The 18471-nt window shown below is 59.2% G+C and carries 19 protein-coding genes; 14 read left to right on the top strand and 5 right to left on the bottom strand.

Annotated features, from left to right (window positions below; translation table 11 throughout):
- Positions 1–116 precede the first annotated feature (116 nt).
- From hpt to obgE, 3 genes are all read left to right on the top strand, one after another.
- Positions 117–656: a hypoxanthine phosphoribosyltransferase gene (gene hpt, locus IC231_RS11720; RefSeq protein ID WP_190784678.1), complete on the top strand. Its 540-nt coding sequence runs from the start codon at positions 117–119 to the stop codon at positions 654–656.
- Positions 657–775: 119 nt separating this feature from the next.
- Entirely contained in the window at positions 776–1399 is a 624-nt protein-coding gene (locus IC231_RS11715; RefSeq protein WP_190784677.1) for an adenylate kinase, read from the top strand.
- A gap of 169 nt (positions 1400–1568) precedes the next feature.
- The gene (gene obgE / locus IC231_RS11710; protein WP_211539011.1) at positions 1569–2645 is read left to right on the top strand and encodes a GTPase ObgE; all 1077 of its coding nucleotides are present in this window, start codon (positions 1569–1571) and stop codon (positions 2643–2645) included.
- 25 nt (positions 2646–2670) lie between these two features.
- Here obgE and IC231_RS11705 read toward each other — a convergent pair whose 3' ends face one another.
- The gene (locus IC231_RS11705) at positions 2671–3042 is read right to left on the bottom strand and encodes a hypothetical protein (RefSeq protein WP_190784676.1); all 372 of its coding nucleotides are present in this window, start codon (positions 3040–3042) and stop codon (positions 2671–2673) included.
- 232 nt (positions 3043–3274) lie between these two features.
- Between IC231_RS11705 and IC231_RS11700 the strand changes: the two genes are divergently transcribed.
- The 8 genes from IC231_RS11700 (at position 3275) to IC231_RS11665 (ending at position 10626) form a co-directional block, all read left to right on the top strand.
- Positions 3275–3871 carry a nucleotide exchange factor GrpE gene (locus IC231_RS11700; protein WP_190784675.1) on the top strand — a complete coding sequence of 199 codons (597 nt, stop codon included), beginning with the start codon at positions 3275–3277 and terminating at the stop codon, positions 3869–3871.
- 113 nt (positions 3872–3984) lie between these two features.
- A complete protein-coding gene (gene dnaJ / locus IC231_RS11695) occupies positions 3985–5124 on the top strand; it encodes a molecular chaperone DnaJ (RefSeq protein WP_190784674.1) in 1140 nt (379 codons plus the stop codon).
- A gap of 229 nt (positions 5125–5353) precedes the next feature.
- On the top strand, positions 5354–5860 hold the full coding sequence (locus IC231_RS11690) for an RNA polymerase sigma factor (protein WP_190784673.1): 507 nt from the start codon (positions 5354–5356) through the stop codon (positions 5858–5860).
- Positions 5861–5946: 86 nt separating this feature from the next.
- The gene (locus IC231_RS11685) at positions 5947–6501 is read left to right on the top strand and encodes a hypothetical protein (protein WP_190784672.1); all 555 of its coding nucleotides are present in this window, start codon (positions 5947–5949) and stop codon (positions 6499–6501) included.
- Between the two features lie 130 nt (positions 6502–6631).
- Entirely contained in the window at positions 6632–7573 is a 942-nt protein-coding gene (locus tag IC231_RS11680; RefSeq protein ID WP_190784671.1) for an ABC transporter ATP-binding protein, read from the top strand.
- A 39-nt stretch (positions 7574–7612) separates the two neighbouring features.
- Positions 7613–8980 (top strand): ABC transporter permease, encoded by a 1368-nt coding sequence (locus IC231_RS11675; protein ID WP_190784670.1) that lies wholly within the window; start codon positions 7613–7615, stop codon positions 8978–8980.
- A 144-nt stretch (positions 8981–9124) separates the two neighbouring features.
- A complete protein-coding gene (locus tag IC231_RS11670; protein ID WP_211539009.1) occupies positions 9125–9964 on the top strand; it encodes a ChaN family lipoprotein in 840 nt (279 codons plus the stop codon).
- Positions 9965–9990: 26 nt separating this feature from the next.
- Entirely contained in the window at positions 9991–10626 is a 636-nt protein-coding gene (locus IC231_RS11665; RefSeq protein ID WP_190784668.1) for a hypothetical protein, read from the top strand.
- On the opposite strand, the gene IC231_RS11660 is transcribed toward IC231_RS11665, so the two are convergent.
- Complete coding sequence (locus IC231_RS11660; RefSeq protein WP_190784667.1) at positions 10623–12269, bottom strand: glycerol-3-phosphate dehydrogenase/oxidase; 1647 nt, start codon at positions 12267–12269, stop codon at positions 10623–10625. The genes IC231_RS11665 and IC231_RS11660 overlap by 4 nt on opposite strands.
- A gap of 119 nt (positions 12270–12388) precedes the next feature.
- Here IC231_RS11660 and IC231_RS11655 point away from each other — a divergent pair, with 119 nt between their 5' ends.
- Entirely contained in the window at positions 12389–12814 is a 426-nt protein-coding gene (locus IC231_RS11655; protein ID WP_190784666.1) for a GNAT family N-acetyltransferase, read from the top strand.
- A 221-nt stretch (positions 12815–13035) separates the two neighbouring features.
- Entirely contained in the window at positions 13036–13587 is a 552-nt protein-coding gene (locus IC231_RS11650; protein ID WP_190784665.1) for a dioxygenase family protein, read from the top strand.
- A gap of 76 nt (positions 13588–13663) precedes the next feature.
- Here the strand turns inward: IC231_RS11650 and IC231_RS11645 are convergent, their stop codons facing one another.
- Together IC231_RS11645 and IC231_RS11640 are read right to left on the bottom strand one after the other, a co-directional pair.
- Entirely contained in the window at positions 13664–15862 is a 2199-nt protein-coding gene (locus IC231_RS11645; RefSeq protein WP_190784664.1) for a penicillin acylase family protein, read from the bottom strand.
- A 115-nt stretch (positions 15863–15977) separates the two neighbouring features.
- Positions 15978–16331 (bottom strand): HesB/IscA family protein, encoded by a 354-nt coding sequence (locus tag IC231_RS11640; RefSeq protein ID WP_185887371.1) that lies wholly within the window; start codon positions 16329–16331, stop codon positions 15978–15980.
- Positions 16332–16599: 268 nt separating this feature from the next.
- On the opposite strand from IC231_RS11640, the gene IC231_RS11635 reads away from it, so the two are divergent.
- Positions 16600–17136 carry a DUF7935 family protein gene (locus IC231_RS11635; RefSeq protein ID WP_190784663.1) on the top strand — a complete coding sequence of 179 codons (537 nt, stop codon included), beginning with the start codon at positions 16600–16602 and terminating at the stop codon, positions 17134–17136.
- Between the two features lie 92 nt (positions 17137–17228).
- Here the strand turns inward: IC231_RS11635 and bshA are convergent, their stop codons facing one another.
- Positions 17229–18371, bottom strand: coding sequence for an N-acetyl-alpha-D-glucosaminyl L-malate synthase BshA (gene bshA, locus IC231_RS11630; protein WP_190784662.1), 1143 nt, complete (start codon positions 18369–18371; stop codon positions 17229–17231).
- Between the last annotated feature and the right edge of the window lie 100 nt (positions 18372–18471).

The following is an 18471-nucleotide window of genomic DNA, read 5'->3' as shown; positions in this document are numbered from 1 at the left end:
CCGAATACAATAAGTGGTCAGTAAGCAAAACCGGGTAAGCCGCCTTCCCACGCTGGGAGGGCGGCTTTTTCTGTTACCTTTGCCTGCCCGCTCACCCACGGCCCAACCCAATTCGGATGAACCCGGACCATATTTCACTGCACGGCAAGCAGTTCGAGCCCTACCTTTCGGCTCAGCAGCTGTCGGCCAGTATTCAGCAGCTTGCTGACCGCCTCAACCACGAGTATGCTGGCAAGCAGCCGCTGCTGGTGGCTGTTCTGAACGGCTCGTTCATGTTCGCCGCCGACCTGATGAAGGCCCTGAGCATTCCCTGCGAAATCACCTTTATCCGGGTGGCATCTTACCAGGGCACCAGCAGCACGGGCACCGTGCAGGAAGTCCTCGGCCTCACCGAAGAACTGCAGAACCGCCACGTCATCATCGTGGAAGACATTGTGGACACCGGCCACACCATGCGCATGCTGCTCGACAACCTGAGCGCTAAGCAGCCCGCTTCGCTGGAGGTAGCTACGCTGTTCCTGAAGCCCGAGTGCCTGCAGCACGAACTGCCAATCCGCTACGTGGGGCTCAGCATTCCCAATGATTTTATTGTGGGGTATGGGCTTGATTTTGATGGCTTAGGCCGCAACTACCCCGACGTTTACAAAGCAGTATAGGAATTGTGCAGCCGGCGGCGTCAGCTAAAACCTGCCCGCGTCCGTAGAGGCTTTCCTATTCGTTGCTTATCTTTCCAGAACCCCACTTCTTTTCTTCCCCGCGTAACACTTCGCTCCCCATGCTGAATCTCGTGCTCTTCGGCCCGCCCGGCGCCGGCAAAGGAACGCAAAGCCAGAAGCTGATTGCCCGCTACAATCTGGTGCACCTCTCTACCGGCGACCTGCTCCGCGCCCAGATTACTCAAGGCACTGAGCTTGGGCTGCGTGCCAAAAAGCTCATGGACGAAGGCCTGCTCGTGCCCGATGAAGTGGTGATTGGCATGATTGGCTCCGCCCTGAAAGACAACAAGCAGGCTGCCGGCTTCATCTTCGATGGGTTCCCGCGCACCGTGCCGCAGGCCGAAAGCCTCGACCGACTGCTGGCCGAGCACGAGACCAACGTGTCGTGCATGGTAGCGCTGGAAGTAGCGGAGCAGGAACTGGTGACCCGCCTGCTGGAGCGCGGCAAAACCTCCGGCCGCCCCGATGACCAGAACGAGGACAAAATCCGCAAGCGTGTGACGGTGTACAACACCGAAACCGCCCAGGTAGCCGGCTACTACGCCCAGCAGCAGAAATTCCACGCCCTGAACGGTATTGGCGCCATCGAAGACATTTTCAGCCAGATCTGCGCCATCCTCGACAAACACGCCGCCGCCGCACCTGCCAGCAGCAAGCAGGCAACCGACGAAGTAAAAGCGTAACTTTGCGATTCTAACTCGCACAACTCTGTCATCCTGAGCCTAGCGAAGGACCTTACCGCATCAGAACGGGCCATTCTAACGATGGTTGTTTTGCCGGGGTAAGGTCCTTCGCCTTTGCTTTAGTACGCCGAAAGCTCCGCCTGACAGTTCTTTTTTCACGACGCACAGCATGGCTTCCAATAATTTCATCGACTACGTCAAAATCAACTGCCGCTCGGGCAAGGGTGGGGCGGGTTCGCACCATTTCTTCCGGGCCAAAGGCCTGCCCAACGGCGGCCCCGATGGCGGCGACGGCGGCCGCGGCGGCCACATCATTCTGGAAGGCAGCTCCCAACTTTGGACGCTGCTGCACCTGCAGTACCAGAAGCACCTGATTGCCAAGCCCGGCGAAGGCGGGGGCGAAAACCTGCGCAGTGGCGCCCAGGGCGACGACATCATCATTCAGGTTCCCCTCGGCACGGTAGCGCGCGACGCGGAAACCGGCGAGAAGAAACTCGAAATTACGGAGCACGGCCAGCGCCTGATTCTGACGCCCGGCGGCCGGGGGGGCTGGGGCAACGACCATTTCAAGTCGGCGACCAACCAGGCCCCGGCCTATGCCCAGCCCGGTGAGCCCGGCATCGACGAGTGGGTAATTCTGGAGCTGAAGCTGCTGGCCGACGTGGGCCTGGTGGGCTTCCCGAACGCCGGCAAAAGCACGCTGCTGTCGGTGGTGTCGGCAGCCAAGCCCAAGATTGCCGACTACGCCTTCACAACCCTCACGCCCAACCTGGGCGTGGTAGCGTACCGCGACTACAAGTCCTTCGTAATGGCCGATATTCCGGGCATTATTGAGGGGGCAGCTGACGGCAAAGGCCTGGGCACGCGTTTCCTGCGCCATATTGAGCGCAACTCCATCCTGCTGTTCATGATCAGCTGCGACTCGCCGGATATCAACGCCGAGTACGAGGTGCTGCTCAATGAGCTGGAGCAGTTCAACCCGGAGCTGCTGGACAAGCAGCGCCTGCTGGCCATCACCAAGTCCGACATGTTAGACGAGGAGCTGGAAGCCGAAATCCGCGAAACGCTGCCCACCGACCTGCCGACGGTGTTCATTTCCAGCCTCGCCAATAAAAACATCCAGAAGCTCAAAGACCTGATTTGGGACGAGCTGCAGAAAGTTCATCGTGAGGCACCGGAGTCGACGCGCGCCGGCTATGTGGCCGAGGACGACGAGCAGGAAACCCCGGATGAACTGCCGGCATAAAGCGAAAATGCTGCCGCTTTCGGCCTCAGAGTGAGTTCAGAAGCGGCAGCACGGCCAGTGTCACGCTCAGGATACCATATGCCAGCAGTGCCCGCACCGGCGTACGCCTCCGCATGGCCTGCACGAAGGCTAAGCCTGCCGGTAGCAGCAGCACCCAAGCCAGCAAGGCGGAAGTGGCATAGGTTTCGGCCGTGCGATAGTGCTGCCCGCCTTCAGCGAGCATGGCTTCTGAACCGAAGCTGTAGCTGCCAATAGTGGCAGGGTCAGCCACGATGCCAATGGTCAGCCACTCACTAAAAAACAGGCTCCAGAAGCTGAGAAACAGAAAAATCCCAGGCAGCAGTGCCCACCACGAAACGGGTTTTGCTGCAGTCTGAGGCGAGGCAATAGACTTCATCGGGGTAAGAAACGAAGTGTTGCGCTCCGTTGCAAGTCTGGCCTGGCTGGAAAGCTGCTACCCTGAAACGGTTATGCTATTGTGGTTTTGCGCCACTGCGTCTGAACTAACTGCGTAAGTTCTATGGTTTCTGTGCCACAATGGCAGCCGGTAGCGCTTTGGCAAACTCCTTGTAATCCGAAAAGGCTCTATGTCTTCCCGATTCAACCCATTCCGACGATTTCAAGCGAAAATGGCTGACGATAAAAACACGCAACCCACCGACGACACGCAACTCGACCAGAACGGCACTCCCGCTGACCACGTGGCCGGCGAACTGACCGAAGAGCCCAATGCCCCCGAAATAGGGGAAGTAGAAGGTTCGGAAGGTGCTCCGAAAGCCGCCGGCTCGAAGACTGATGCCGAGCTGGCCGACCTGAAGGACAAGTACCTACGTCTGGCGGCTGAGTTTGAGAACTACAAGCGCCGCACTACCAAGGAGCGCGCCGACCTGTTTAAGAGTGCCAACCAGGAGCTGATGGTGGCCCTGTTGCCCGTGCTCGACGATTTCGACCGGGCCCGCCACCACACCAGGGACACCGACGATGCCAACGCTGTGCGTGAAAGCATCGACATCATTCAGAACAAGCTCCAGAAAACGCTGAATCAGAAGGGCCTCGCTCCGATGGAAGCGAAAGGTGGTGCTTTCGACCCCGACCTGCACGAGGCCATCACCCAGATTCCGGCGCCGTCGGAGGAGTTGAAAGGCAAAATCGTGGATGAAGTAGAGAAAGGCTACTACCTCGGCGACAAGGTAATCCGCCACGCGAAGGTGGTGCTGGGACAGTAATTGTCATGCTGACGAAGGAAGCATCTTATCACGGCTGCATTCGTCAAAATGAAAGAGTATAAGCGGTGCAGGCGTGATAAGGTCCTTCGCTCCGCTCAGGATGACAGAATTGTATGGCAACGAAGCGAGATTATTACGAGGTGCTGGGCGTAGCCAAAAACGCGGCGGCCGATGAGATTAAGAAGGCCTACCGCAAGGTGGCCATCAAATACCATCCCGATAAAAACCCCGACGACCCAACGGCGGAAGACAAGTTCAAGGAAGCTGCTGAGGCTTACGAGGTGCTGTCGGACCCCAACAAAAAGGCCCGCTACGACCAGTACGGCCATCAGGGCATGGGCGGCAATGGCGGCGGCCCGAACATGGAGGATATCTTCTCCCAGTTCGGCGACATCTTCGGGGGCGGCGGCTTCGAGGGCTTCTTCGGGGGCGGCGGGCGCGGCCAGGGTGGCCGGCGCGTGCGCAAAGGCTCCAATCTGCGCATCAAGCTGAAGCTGGACCTGGAAGAAGTTGCCAACGGCGTCGAGAAGAAGATCAAGGTGAAGCGCTACGTGGCCTGCAATACCTGCTCGGGCACCGGCGCCAAAAACGGCACCGACCTCAAAACCTGCGGCACCTGCAACGGCCAGGGCCAGGTGAAGCGCGTGGTGAATACCATGCTCGGCCAGATGGTAAGCGCCTCTACCTGCCCCACCTGCGAAGGCGAAGGCAAAGTAGTGACCAGCAAGTGCGACGTCTGCCACGGCGACGGCCGCCAGCTGCACGAGGAAGTTATTCCGATCAATATTCCGGCGGGGGTGGCCGAGGGCATGCAGCTAAGCATGAACGGCAAAGGCAACTACCCCGAGCGGGGCGGCGTGCCCGGCGACCTGCTCATCCAGATTGAGGAGGAGCCGCACGAGCAGCTCAAGCGCGACGGCAACAACATCATGTTCGAGCAGTACATTTCGTTCGTGGATGCCGCCCTGGGGGCCAGCATTGAGGTGCCCACCATTGAGGGCAAGGTAAAAATCAAGGTGGACCCTGGCACGCAACCCGGCAAAATCCTGCGCCTGCGCGGCAAGGGCATCAAGGACATCAACGGCTACGGCCGCGGCGACCAACTCATTCATCTCAGCGTCTGGACGCCCAAAAACGTGACCAACGAGGAGCGTGAGCTGTTGGAAAAGCTGCGTGACGCCCGCAACTTCACGCCTAACCCCGGCAAAAACGAGAAAGGTTTCTTCGAGAAAGTGAAGGAGTATTTCCAGTAGGCCGCGCCGCAAGGCAGACGTAAAGTTTGTAGAAGTAAAAAGCCCGCTTCCCGTATCTGGGGAAGCGGGCTTTTTTGTGGTCGGGTGCAGGCGTTGAGTACCTTATTATTCAAAAATCAAAAAATAAGGTACTCAACTGCCAGCAGAGAACCCCAGCGAAAAATATATATGCGGCCAGCTGTAATGCCGGGCGGGAAGCGCCGATATATTCTGCAAACTTCCCCACCGTATGCCTGCCGTTCCTCTCACGCCGGACTTCCTCGCCACGCTGAACCAGTTTCAGCCCTTGCTGCGACGGGTAGCCCGCATGTACTGCCCCGACGCCGATGACCAGCAGGACCTCTACCAGGAAATAGTGCTGCAGCTATGGCGGGCGTGGCCGCAGTATCAGCCCGGAGCCGCCAAAATCAGCACGTGGCTTTACCGGGTAGCGCTGAACGTGGCCATCAGCAACCTGCGCCAGCGCACCCGCCACCCTACGCCCGAACGGCTGGGCCCGGCACTCCCTGAGGTGGCGCTACCGCCCGACTCTGGCCCCGATGCCGACGACCTGACTGAACTCTACCGCGCTATCGAGCGGCTCTCCGACGTGGAAAAGGCCTTCGTGCTGCTTTATCTGGAAGAGCGCACCTACGAGGAAATGGCTGACATTCTCGGCATCACCCAAAACAATGTGCGCGTGAAAATGCACCGCGTGCAGGACAAGCTTCGCCACCTGCTAACCCAACCCGCCTGATGGAACTCGATGACTTTCGCCGCAGCTGGCAGCAGCAGCCAGTTGAGCCAACTCCAGCCTCTCTAACCGAACAAAAACTACGCACCATGCTTACTTCCCCCTCCTCCGTGAATCCTTTGGCCCGACTCAAAAAAAATGCCTCCCGTGAGCTTAACTGGTTGGTAGTGGTCTTTGGCCTGAACAGCTTCAACGCCTTGTTTTTTGCTCGCAACTCTGCCAGCCTGCAGTGGTTTGTGGTGATGCTGATGGTCATGCTGGCAGTGGTGGGAGGAATCGTTTATCAGCGGCTGCGTGTACTTCGGGAAATGGAGCAGCAGCACGATAACCTGTATCAGTCCCTGAAAAGCCGGATTTCACGGTTCCGCCACCTGATGCGCCTGCACGACTATGTGGGGGTGGTAACCCTGGTGCTGGTGGTACTGACGGTGCTACTGGTGCGGCAAGCCAACTTGCTGCACTACCTCAACCCGGCGAATCCTGACTGGAGCCGCCACCTGCTGATTGCGGGCGTAGGGGCTGTAGCCGTACTGGCGCTTATATATGCCGGTTACGCCGTTGGCAAGATGGAACACCAGCGCCGCTACGGCCAGCACCTCGACCGGCTGGAAGCAGCCCTGCAGGAGCTGCAGGAGCCCAGCTAGGTGCGCCAAACCAGACAGCTCAGGGGGGCTTTTGTGCCGTTCAGCCCCGCTGGTTTGCAGCTTGAGGAAGATTTCGATGACTTCTTTATGCAGTTCCTGTAATATTACACCACGACCACTCCTTCTTTCCATGACTCCCATTCTCCAAGCCATCAACGTGCGCAAAGCTTACGCCGCGCACGTTGCCCTCGACGACGTGAGCCTCGACATTCCGGAACGCAGCATTTTCGGGTTGCTGGGTCCCAACGGCGCCGGCAAAACCTCGCTCATTCGCATTATCACGCAGATTACGGCCGCTGATGAGGGCGAAATCCGGGTGCGGGGCCAGAAGCTGCACCCCGACCACATTGCCGAAATAGGCTATCTGCCCGAGGAGCGGGGCCTGTACAAGAAGATGAAAGTAGGGGAGCAGTTGCTGTACCTGGCCCGGCTGCGCGGCCTGAGCCGCCCCGATGCCACCCAGCGCATCAAAGGCTGGCTCGACCGCCTCGACCTGAAGCCCTGGGCCGAGAAAAACGTGGAAGACCTCAGCAAAGGCATGCAGCAGAAGGTGCAGTTTGTGGCCACCGTGCTGCACGAGCCCAGCATCATCATTCTGGATGAGCCGTTTTCGGGCTTCGACCCCATCAACGCCAACCTCATCAAAGACGAGATTCTGGCCCTGCGCGACAAAGGGGCTACTATCATCTTCAGCACGCACCGCATGGAGTCGGTGGAGGAGCTCTGCGACAATATTGCCCTCATCAACCGTAGCCACAAGGTGCTCGACGGCTCCGTGCGCGACATCAAAAACACGTTCCGCTCACAGACCTACGAAGTAGAGGGCCGCGGCCGGCTGCTGGTGACGCACCCTGATTTTGAGGTGCTGGAGCACAAGGACCGCGAAAACGGCCACTTCTACGACGTTATCCGGCTGCACGCCGGCACCTCGCCCAACGATTTGCTGCGCTACCTCATCGGCAACGTGGAGGTGCACGCGTTCCGGGAGCTGATTCCGAGCATCAACGACATTTTCATCCGGCGCGTGCAGGAAACCATGCCCGAAAGCCTGCTTGAAACCACGCCGGCCTAACGCAACCGACTTTATTGCCCACGACTACTCTTCTCCCTCATGGATAAAATCTGGCTGATAGTGCAGCGCGAGTACCTGACCCGGGTACGCAAAAAAAGCTTTCTGATTATGTCGTTGCTGGCCCCGCTGCTGCTGGCCGGCAGCATGGTGGGCATTGCCCTGCTTTCCAGCTCCTCGAAAACCGATGTGGTGGCCGTGCGCGACGAAAGCGGGCAGCAGTTGCTGACGCGCCTGGTCGCCACCGAAGACGTGAAATTTGTGCCCGCCACCGGCAGCTCGCTGGCTGCCGCCACCGAGGCGTTCCGCAAGGACAAAGCCAAGCAGGATGCCCTGCTGTATTTCCCGCCCACGTTCACGCTCGATAGTGCCGCCGGCGTGCAGTTACTGGCCAACGGCAACGTGAGCCTGAAGCGGCAGAACGCCATCAAGAAAGCCGTAAACAAAACGGTAGGCGACCTGAAGCTGAGCCGCTCCGGCCTCAACCAGAGCACTATCGACAACCTGAAGGCCAACGTGGAGCTGAGCGCCGTGGACCTGACCCAGGAAGGCGGCCGCAAAAACAACGTGGGTGCCACCACCGGCGCCGCCTATCTGCTCTCGATTCTGGTGTACATGTTCATCTTCATTTACGGCGTGCAGGTGATGCGCGGCGTGAGCGAAGAGAAGTCCAACCGGATTATGGAAGTGATGCTCTCTTCGGTGAAGCCGTTTCAGCTGATGATGGGCAAGATTCTGGGCATTGCGGCCGTGGTGTTCACGCAGTTTGCGCTGTGGGCTGTCCTGTCGTGGGGCCTGACCACCATTGCCGCGCCGCTGCTCACGGATTCGGCCCGGAAGTCGCCGCCGGTAGCGGCGGCGGCAGGCGTGCAGGAAGCCAGTGCGGCCCGCGAAACCCCAACCGCCGATGCACCGGCCGCTACGACTGCCACCGCGGCTCCGGCTGCTGACAGCAGCCCGCTGGCCTTCCTCGATGGGCTGCCCTTGGGGTCTATTATTGGTGGTTTCCTGTTCTTCTTCCTAGGGGGCTACCTGCTGTACTCGTCGCTGTTTGCCGCCATCGGGGCCGCCGTCGACGACCAGACCGACGCCCAGCAGTTCATGTTCCCTGTTACGGTGCCGCTCATCCTGAGCTACATCGTCAGCATCAACGTCATCATCAACGGCGACCCGAACGGTCCGCTGGCCTTCTGGCTCTCCATGGTGCCGCTCACCTCGCCCATTGCCATGGTGATGCGCCTGCCCTTTGGGGTGCCCATGTGGCAGCTGCTGCTGTCGGGCGCTATTCTGGTGGCCGGTTTCATCTTCACGACCTGGCTGGCCGCCCGCATCTACCGCGTGGGCGTGCTCATGTACGGCAAGAAAATCACCTACGGCGAGCTGTCGAAGTGGATGTTCTACAAAGGCTAAGCCACCCGCTCAGCCTTTGAGCAAAGCAGGCCCCGGTAGTTGCACCATAGCAGCTGCCGGGGCTTTCTGTTACCTTGCAGCCCGCCTCACCCGGTTCCGACAATGACGCCAAAACTGCTTCTATTCCCCCTGTTGCTTGCGCTCATGAGCTTCACGCTGAAAGCCGACGACAAGCCCGCCTACCGCCTGTTTACGGCCGCCGGCAAAGCCACTAGCTACGACAAAATGCTGAAGGAGCTGGCCACAGCCGATGTCGTGTTTTTTGGGGAGCAGCACAACGACCCCATTGCGCACTGGCTGGAACTGCAGCTCGCCAAAGACCTGCTCCGCCTGAAACAGGGCCAGCTGGTGCTGGGCCTGGAGATGTTTGAGCGCGACGTGCAGCCCCTCGTAGACCAATACGCCACGGGCGAGCTGGACGACAAAGCCTTTGAAGAGCAAAGCCGCCCCTGGCCCAACTACGCCACCGACTACAAGCCGCTGCTGCTGCTGGCCCGGCAGCAGAAATTCCGGGTGGTGGGCACCAACGTGCCTCGCCGCTACGCCTCGCAGGTAGCGAAGGGCAGCCTCACGGCCTTGGAGGCGCTGCCCGCTGCGGAAAAAGCCTGGATAGCCCCGTTGCCGATGACCGTGGACTTTGAGCTGCCCGGCTACAAAAATATGGCGAAGATGTTCGGCGGTGACGCTGCCCATGCGGCCGGTGTGCAGAACATCATTCAGGCGCAGGCCCTCAAGGATGCCACCATGGCTCACTTTCTGAACCAAGCCCGCCCCGAAGGCCATCTGCTGCTGCACCTCAACGGCGCCTACCACTCCGACAACCACGACGGGATTCTGGCCTATCTGCGCCAGCAAAACCCGAAGCTGAAAACGCTTACCATTAGCACCGTTTCGCAGGCGCAATTGGGCAAGCTGGAGAAAGAGCACGAGCGGAAAGCCGATTTTGTGCTGGTGATACCGGAAGACATGACCAAGACGTATTAGCAGTTCCTGTCCTTATTCGTCCCGCTATGATTTCGACCCAAGACCTCTCTGCCTTGCCCGATGCTGCCGCCCTGCAGCGCCTCTGCCAGTCGTTGGCTGTCCTCGACGCCATCAACTCGCAGGACCCCGAATACCGCTACTACACCTACAACCCCAACTGGGACGAAAACGAAGCGCTATTCGAAATGAGCGACGGGGAAGGCGACCAGATGCTGGTGCTGTTTCGGCCGGAAGGATGCTGCATCAACGGCTTCCTCTCCGAGTACGAGCAGCCCGACAAAGCACAAGTGACGCGCGGCCTGCCGGCGGCATTTGATGAGTTTATGTTCGGGGAGCCGGTCAGCTCTATCGGCACTACGTTCTGCCTGTGGTATACGCCCGCGCACGGCTGGCAGACCGGTGTGGTGGAGGCCGAAGACGACGGCTCCGAAGAGCTGCTTTACATCTTCGACGGAAAGCCCGAAACCTACGCCGACTGGGCCAACGAATACTTCATCGACGAAACCGACCGGGACCCAATAGATACTGAAGCCGTGGCTCGCGTCTACCAGCACGAGCCGTTGACCCGTAGTCTGGTGCAGGAGCTGATTGACCCGCTGGAAGACTGGCCCCAGCTGGAAGCCGACCTGCAACAGATAGGCTACCCCTACACTTTCAGCTAGGCGTGCTGCCTGGCGCTACCTTGTGCGGGTAATGTTGGGGGTAACTCCGGTACTGCTGTGGGCAGGTACTGTTGGGCCAGCTGTGTAAAATCTGTCACCTGCTGTGCCTGCCAGGCTAGGCTGTGGCCTAGTTCCTGTGCCAACAGGATGGCCACCAGCGGCGCCACCCGAATGGCGGCGTGGGCATCCAGAAATAGTATTCGTACGCGGCGTGCCAGCACATCTTCTACTGTCCGGGCCATTTCGTAGCGGGCTGCCCATACTACTTCGGCTTGTAGAAACTCCAGACTGCTATCCAGCTTCTTTCCCAGCGCCGGCTCGTCGGTAATCAGCTGCTGTAAGGCAGGCAGATCAGCGCCATACACATACAGGTGGCCCAAGTAGTCGGCAGTGGGGCACGCACCATGGATGCGCAACTGGGCGGTCTGGCTGGCTGCCGACGGTAACTTACCCAGGGCAATGGCCTTGTCCACCGTATCCTGGCCCATGCGGCGGTAGGTAGTCCATTTGCCGCCCGTGATGGTAATGAGGCCCGACGCAGACACCAGTATTTTGTGGCTACGCGAGATTTCCTTGCTCTGCTCGGAGCCGTTGCGGGGTGCCGCCAATGGCCGGAGTCCCGCGAAGATGCTTAGTGCGTCGCTGCGCTGGGGCGGGCGGGTAAGGTAACGGGCAGCCGTGCGCAGGATAAAGTCTATTTCCTGCTCCAGCGCCTGGGGTTCCTGGCGGCGCTCTTCCAGAGGTGTATCGGTAGTGCCCAGCACTATTCGGCCGTGCCACGGCACCGCAAACAGCACGCGGCCATCCTCCGTTTTGGGTATCATCAGGGCGGCCTCGCCGGGCAGAAACGACTTGTCCAGCACAATATGCACGCCTTGGCTCGGCCGTACCAGCGTTGGGGCACCGGGCTCATCCAGCTGCAGAATATCGTCTACGAAGATGCCGGTGGCATTCACCACGACTTTGGCCCGCAGCTCGTAGCGGGTGCCGGTTTCCTGGTCCGTGGCTACTACTCCGGTAACCTGGCCCTGGCTGTCTTTCAGCAGCCCACCTACCGGAAAGTAGTTGAGGACCGTGCCCCCATGTTCTACAGCCGTCTGGGCTAGGTTGATAGCCAACCGTGCATCATCAAACTGCCCGTCGTGGTAAAGCACGCTGCCCTTCAGGCCCTCAGCCTTCAGGTTACCCAGGCGGCGGAGCGTTTCTTCCCGGTTCAGGTGCACGGAAGTCCCGAAGCTGCGTTTTCCGGCCAGCAGGTCGTACAGCTTCAGGCCAATAGTGTAGAAAGGCCCGCCCCACCAGTCGTAGTTGGGAATGATGAAATCTTGGTTTTTGACTAGATGCGGCGCGTTTTTCAGCAATAGCCCTCTCTCATACAGCGCCTCACGCACCAGGGCCACGTCGCCTTGCGCGAGGTACCGGACGCCGCCGTGTACTAGCTTGGTGCTGCGGCTGCTGGTGCCTTTGGCAAAATCTGCCTGCTCCAGCAGCAGCGTTTTGTAGCCCCGGCTGATTCCATCCAGCGCTACTCCCAGGCCCGTGGCCCCGCCACCAATCACCAGCAAGTCCCAAACGGGCTGTGTGCTTAGCTGCCGCACGAGCTGCTGCCGTTGAAAAGGGTTTTGTGGTTGGGTTTGGGGCATAAGCGGAAAGCCAGATGCCGCCAATAGGGCCGGCATGCATACCTGCGTCAACGGATTGCGAAGGAAATAGATAATATTAGCCCCAGGTAACCTATACTACAACCCCTGCTTTCCTGCTCATGCTATTCCGAGAAGCCACCCTCCTGGACATTCCGCAGCTCACGCAGGTGCGGCTGTCGGTGCAGGAAAACCGCCTCTCCAATCCTGCACTGGTCACGCTTCAGGACTACGTCGAATACCTCACGCAACGCGGCAAAGGCTGGGTGTGCGAAATAGAGGGGCGCATTGTGGGCTTTGCCATTGCCGATTTACGGGGGCACAGCATTTGGGCGCTATTTGTGCAGCCGGAATTTGCGGGACGTGGAATTGGTAAAAAGCTGCACCAGCTGATGCTGGAGTGGGTTTTCGCGCAGAGTACCCAAGCCGTATGGCTCAGTACGGCGCCCGGCACGCGGGCCGAGGAGTTTTACCGCCGCCAGGGCTGGCGGCAAACCGGCCTGACTAAGAGTGGAGAAGTGCGGTTTGAAATGACTCCGAGAAAATAGCCCGCACTGGCAGAGGAATCCTCTTGTGTTCTTCCGTCCCGTTTGGGGCTTAGCGGGTAGAGACGCCCCAATGTGGCAAGGAAATTCGGCACCGGATGGGTAACTTATGAAGTGCGGCGGTACTATCCGTCGGGCGGCCCCTTATGAGTGGCATACTTATCCACGTACTGTTGGCCGGGGTTTGGCTGTTGGCTGGTGCTTGCAGCGAAGCGGGTTCCCAAGTGTCTAATGAGCAGGATGCCTGTGACAGTCCGGACGCGTCAATCATCTGCTGCTTTCGCAATGCACCGGTCGCTCTGACCTCAACCCTGACGATGGGCGGTGCGCAGGAGCCCGGTGAGCCACTGCGCATTTCCGGCACCCTGTTTCGTCCCGATGGCAAGACGCCTTACGTTGGGGTAGTGCTGTATGCGTATCAGACTGATAACACGGGGCACTACACCAAAAAAGGCGGCGAAACCGGCGTGCAAAAATGGCACGGACACCTGCACGGGTGGGCCAGATCAGACCATCAGGGCCAGTATACTATCCGCACAATTCGCCCGGCGCCGTACCCGAACGACAAGATTCCGGCCCATATTCACGTCGCTGTTCAGGAACCTGGCCGTAAGCCGCCATACTACATAAGCGACTTTGTATTTGCCGATGACCCGCTCGTAACCCCTCAGTACCTGAAATCGTTGCCTCCGATAGGCGGTGCCGGAATTGTGGCAGTACAGCGGACCGGAGCAGGGGAGTGGGCTGGCCACCGTGATATTGTGCTAACAAAATAGGCGGCTTTTCCGGAGCCTGTGGGGCTGCTGGCAATGTAGGCTGGCTGCACTCCTCAACCTAGCAGACACTACTGCCCTACTGCCCCGGCGAATACGTCCGCTCCGCGTGCTTCTTCACGTCTTCAGGATAGAAATATACTTCCTTGAAGTTCTCCTCCGCATATAGCCCCGCCTGATCCGTGAAATGCGGAGAAGTAGGGTTGTTGCTGTTGCCGCCGGCCAGTACGGAGCGAGCCTTGATACGCGGCCCGAACTCTACCACCGCAATAAAACTGTTGCCGACGCTGCCATAGCGTTTTTTTGTGCCTGGATAGGCGCGGGAACCAAAAGCCGCCAATGAGCCCCAGGCTGAGGACGTGAAAGCGACTGGTAAGCTGGGCTTTTGGTCGTCGTAGGTTTCCTGGATGTTGCCCGTGAGGCGCTGGAAGCGGTTTACTGCGCCCCAGGGCATCTTCCAGGTGCCAAAGTCGCGGGTTAGCTCGTCAAGCGTTTCCTGCAGGGCCGCTAGTTTTTCCTGAGGTGTGGTGTTGGCAATGGTGAAGGCAGTGAGGCTCATATAATCCAGCGGCTGGTTGGCGGCGGCGCGGGCACGGGCCACCCGCTGAATCTTCTCGCCCCAGTACGTAGCCAGCGTCTGGCCCACAGACGCTGTGCTGTAGCGCTTGTCCCAGGCTTGCAGAACCTTCATGGATTCTACCACGTCAGCCTCCGGCGGATTGGAGCTGTCCAGTACAAACTGGAAGTCCTTGAGTAGTGCCGGAAGCAATGCTTCGAAACCAGCCAGATACGGGTCTTTGGCCGCCGCAATCAGCGTATCAAGCGTAAACACCGGCTTGCTGCTAAGTACGCGCACGGCATTGATGCCCCGGTAGTTTTCGGCGTCTGGGGCCATATACGTCGGGTAGCTGCTCCTGGCCGGGCTGCTGGGGCCAGAAACCGTGAACGGCGTAGCATTACAATTCTGAATCCAGCCGCTGGCCGGGTTTTTCACCTGTACCAAGTCGTCCACCTTGTGCAGGCCCTGCCAGTCAGTTTTGGGGTTGCTGCCATCCACGGGCTGGCTCCAGTCGAATTGTGGGTCGCGCCGGGGCATGAAGTTGCCGTGCCAGTAGGCAATGGTGCCTTTGCTGTCGGCAAACACCGTGTTATTGGAAGCATTGCCATTAAGCTTCAGCGTTTCCCGAAAGCTGGCGTAGTCGGTGGCTTTGGTGCGCAGGTAGGATTGTTCCAGCGCCGCCAGCGGCGTGTCCATCATGCGCACCGTCACCCACTTGTTATCGGCCTGCTGGCCTACTACCGGGCCGTGGTGGGTGCGGTAAGTAGTGAACTGCTTGCGCCCGATTGTGCCATCAGCCTGCCGATACGCAATGGAAACAGCGGCGGCCTGCACCGGCCGCAACTGCTTGCCGTAGCGGTAATAATACTTCCCGTCCTTCTGCTCAATGGTTTCCAGATACTCATCCATCGAGTCGGCCTGGCTTGACGTGTGCATCCAGCCGCAATGCTCGTTGAAGCCCTGATACACGAAAAACTGTCCCCACGTCACGGCACCATAGGCGTTCAGGCCGGCTTCACTGCGCATCTGCACCTCCGGCCGGAAATAGAACGACGTGTGCGGATTGATGAGCAGCAGCGCGTGGCCGCTGGCGCTTTTGGTCGGCGCCACGGCAAACCCATTTGAGCCCACCGGTTCCCGCTCCGCCCGTTCAAAATCGGGCTGCTGCCAAGACGTGGATTTGCGGTTGGCGTAGAAGTTTTTCAGCCGCTCCAGTGGCACCACGCTGATGTTGCCACCAATGCTGCCCTCACTGAACATGAGCGGCATCCAGTGCTGAAAGCGGCGCAACAGCTTGGGTTGCACGGTAGGGTGGGTATGCAGGTAGTAGTTAGTACCGTCGGCAAAAGCGTTAAGCAGTTGCTTCATCCAGGCCGGGCTTTTCGTATACAGGCTGATGGCTTGAGTACTGTCCAGGAACAGCCGGGCCCGTAAATCGTGGTAGATGGCTGATTCGCCTTCCACTTCTGCCAGCCGGCCAATGGCGTCGAGGTAGTTCATTTCTACCCGCGCAAAATCGTCTTCGCACTGCGCATACAGGAGACCAAACACTGCATCAGCATCGGTTTTGCCTTGCACATGCGGTACGCCCCAGGTGTCGCGCGTGATGGTTACCTGCTGTGCCTGCTGTTGCCAGCGGGCTATTTCTGCCGGGCTAAACACCTGCGCCTGGGCGCTGATAGCAACTAACAGGAAACCGAGGGTAAGGCTAGAACGCATCAGCAGGAAGTAGGAGGGAAGGCTAAAAATAGTCAGCCTTAGGCATACAGCGCCCTAAACGCAAAAAGCCCCGGCCGGAGGGCCAGAGCTTTGGGTTTTGCTATGCGAGGATGACTTAGGCGGAGAACGAGGAGCCGCAGCCGCAGGTGCTCTTGGCCTGCGGGTTGTTGAAGACGAATCCGCGGGCGTTGAGGCCATCCTGGAAATCGACTTCCATACCCAGCACATACATGGCGTGCTTCTTATCCATGATGAGCATCACACCCTCGATATCGAAGGTTTCGTCCTGCTCCTTGGGCTTATCAAAACCCAGCAGATAGCTCAGGCCTGAGCAGCCACCACCCTGAACGCCTACGCGCAGGCCGTATTCGCCGGGCACGTTTTTCTCGGTCAGAATAGTGCGAACCTCCGCCAGAGCGCGGGAAGTGAGGCTTATGGGAGCAAGTTTCGTGGAGACGGCCGTTGCCATAGTGTGTTCGTGTTTAGGAAAGTAAGGCGACAAAGATACGAAGCCGGAAGAGGAGTTTCATTACGGCCGGTATCGGAGTCGTTGCGGCTATAACAGCAGTTGCCCGCTGGCGGTTCACAAACATTTTCGGCCGCTCTTGGCCACTACTGCGTCAAGTCTGGTTCGGCAGCGTGTACCATCAGCGCCGCTTGTTTACCTTCGCTCTTCACACGCCTCACCGTTTCTCCTTACTTACTGCCGCCGCAAGGCTGGCCGCCCCGCTTTTCGCATGGATTCCACTGCCTACCTCTTCGACTTGCTCAAAATTCTGCTGCCTGCCCTGTTGGTGGCCGGTTCCATCTTCTATCTGATTCGGCAATACCTGGAAAAGGAGCAGCAGCGCCGTCTGATTGAGTTGCGGCTGGAGAACTCCAAAACCACGCTGCCGCTGCGCCTGCAGGCGCTGGAGCGCGTAACGCTGCTGCTGGAGCGCATCACGCCCAACAACATGCTGGTGCGCCTGAGCAGTGCCGGCCAGACCGCGCCCGAGTACCATCGGCTGCTGATCCAGGAAATCCGGGCCGAATACGAGCACAACCTCAGCCAGCAGCTCTACATGAGCCCCGATACCTGGGGCGAGGTGAAAGCGGCCAAAGAACACGTGCTGACCACCATCAACAAAGCGTACCATGGCCTGCCGCAGCCCCAGCAAAGCCGTGGCACCGAGCTGGCCAAGCGCGTGCTGGAAACCCTGATAAACGAGGAAACCGACCCGACCGAGCGCGCCCTGCTGGCCGTGAAGCGGGAAGCCTTCGGGCTGTTCTAGCGTTCCGCAAGCGCCTTGCATAACGAGCCCCTGGCGTCCGTGCGGATACCAGGGGCTCGTTATGTAAGGTGACTATGGCGGCGGCAGAACCGTTATACCGCAGCGGCGGTGAGCACGGCGTCGATAGCGCGCTGGTAACAGGCCTCATAGAGCGGCACGATGTTCTCAACGGCAAACGTTTCGGCGTGGGCGCGGGCAGCGGCTTTGAAGCGGGGTAGATTCTCGTCTTCCAGCACGTAAAGCGCATTTTTGACCATGTCGGCCACGTCCCCTATTTCACTAACCATGCCCGTAATACCGTGCTGGTTCAGCTCCGGAATGCCGCCGGCATTGGTGCTGATGACCGGCACTTCGCAGGCCATGGCTTCCAGGGCCGCCAGCCCGAAGCTTTCCTTCTCAGAAGGCATCAAGAACAAATCGGCGATGCTGAGCACTTCCTCCACGGCTTCCAGCTTGCCCAGGAAGCGGATATCGTCGCAGTAGCCGATTTCGCGGCAGAGCTTTTCGATGCGCGGCCGGTCCGGCCCGTCGCCCACGAGCAGCAGCTTGGCCGGGATCTGCTTGCGCACGCCCGCAAAGATGTGCACCACGTCGTCCACGCGCTTCACCGAGCGAAAGTTGGAGGTGTGCACCAGCAGCTTTTCGCCGTTGGGCGCAATGGCGGCTTTGAAATGGCTTTTGTTCTGCTTCTGGAAGCGGGCCAGATTGATGAAGTTCGGGATAACTTCAATGTCCTTCTCGATGGCAAAATACTCGTACGTCTCGCGCCGCAGGTCCGCCGAAACCGACGTCACGCCATCCGACTGGTTGATGCTGAACGTCACGACGGGCTCGTAGCTGGCGTCTTTGCCCACCAGCGTAATGTCGGTACCGTGCAGCGTCGTGACTACGGGAATTCGGATGCCACGCGTGAGCAGAATCTGCTTGGCCATGAACGCAGCCGAAGCATGCGGAATGGCATAGTGCACGTGCAGCACGTCCAGCTTCTCATTCTGCACGATGTCTACCATTTTCGAGGCCAGCGCCAGCTCGTAGGGCGGAAACTGGAACAGCGGATACGGTGGAATATAGACCTCGTGGTAGAACAGATTCTCGTTGAAGAAATCGAGGCGAACCGGCTGGCTGTAGGTGATGAAATGCACGCGGTGGCCGCGCTGGGCCAGGGCTTTGCCCAGCTCGGTGGCTACCACGCCGGAGCCGCCAAAAGTGGGATAACAGACAATGCCGATGTTCATGGGAGGAGAGAGTTTGCCGTTCAGAAACGGCCCGGAATTCGGGTCGGGACAGAGAAGGACACAGAAAAAGAAAATTGGCGGCAAGTCATCGGGGAAGATG

The sequence above is a fragment of the Hymenobacter duratus genome (genome assembly GCF_014698995.1).
Classification (GTDB): Bacteria; Bacteroidota; Bacteroidia; order Cytophagales; family Hymenobacteraceae; genus Hymenobacter; species Hymenobacter duratus.
This window is presented reverse-complemented; position numbering and strand designations above follow the sequence as displayed.